Here is a 985-nt window from a genome sequence, read left to right on the forward strand (position 1 = left end):
TGGTGGCGGCCGAGGGCCCGGACGAGTTTCCGGGAGCGAAATTGCGATCCTCTGTCGCTGTGCAGGATGCATCCGGCGACGCTCTGTCGCCGGGCGACGGCGTTGTCCAGGGCGGTCACTGCCAGGCGGGACTTCATCCGTGAGTCGATGGAGTAGCCCACGATGCGGTTGCTGAAGGCGTCCTTGACCGCGCAGAGATACAGCTTGCCCTCGCCGGTGGCGTGTTCGGTGATGTCGGTGAGCCAGAGGCGGTTGGGGCCGGTCGCGGTGAAGACGCGGTTCACCAGGTCGTCGTGGACCGGCGGGCCCGCCTTCTTGGCCCGGCCGCGTTTCTTGCCGAACACGCTCCACCACTGGTTGTCCCGGCAGATCCGCCAGGCCGTGCGGTCAGCCATGCCTGCACCCGCGTCGCGGGCCTCGTCGGCCAGGAAGCGGTAGCCGAACTCCGGGTCGTCGCGGTGCGCGGCGAACAGCGCCTGCGCGCGATGGGCCTCCTCGACCTCGGCTGCGGTCACCGGCTCGTCGAGCCACCGGTAGTAGGGCTGTCTGGCGAGCTTCAGCACCCGGCACGCGACCGTGACGGGCACCCCGTCGCCGGCCAGCTCCTTCACGAGCGGGTAGATCCTTTTCCCGGCAGGTTCGCCTGCGACAGATAGGCCGCCGCCCGGCGCAGGACCTCGTTCTCCTGCTCCAGCAGCTTGATCCGCCGACGCGCTTCCCTCAGTTCCGCGCTCTCCTGGCTGGTCGTCCCGGGCTTCATGCCGTCGTCGATGTCCGCGCGGCGCATCCACTTCCACAACGTCATCGCGTGGACGCCGAAATCGGCGGCCACCTGCTCGACCGTGACACCCGGACCGCGGTTCCTCGCGACCCGCACGACGTCCTCGCGGAACTCCTGGGGATAAGGCTTGGGCACAGCGACATCCTTCCCACCTGCCCTGCAAGGCAAGCCAGTTCAGATGTCACCCGATCGTGCGGCAGACCC

General features: G+C 68.7%; 2 protein-coding genes. Both read right to left on the reverse strand.

Annotated features, from left to right (window positions below; all coding sequences use genetic code 11):
• A partial coding sequence (locus tag IE321_RS41545) for an IS3 family transposase (protein WP_190226789.1) occupies positions 1–611 on the reverse strand: 611 nt, incomplete at its 3' end.
• The gene (locus IE321_RS42725) at positions 608–916 is read right to left on the reverse strand and encodes a transposase (RefSeq protein ID WP_226652874.1); all 309 of its coding nucleotides are present in this window, start codon (positions 914–916) and stop codon (positions 608–610) included. The genes IE321_RS42725 and IE321_RS41545, both read right to left, overlap by 4 nt.
• Positions 917–985: the final 69 nt, after the last annotated feature.

The sequence above is a fragment of the Streptomyces hydrogenans genome (genome assembly GCF_014656075.1).
Classification (GTDB): domain Bacteria; phylum Actinomycetota; class Actinomycetes; order Streptomycetales; family Streptomycetaceae; genus Streptomyces; species Streptomyces hydrogenans.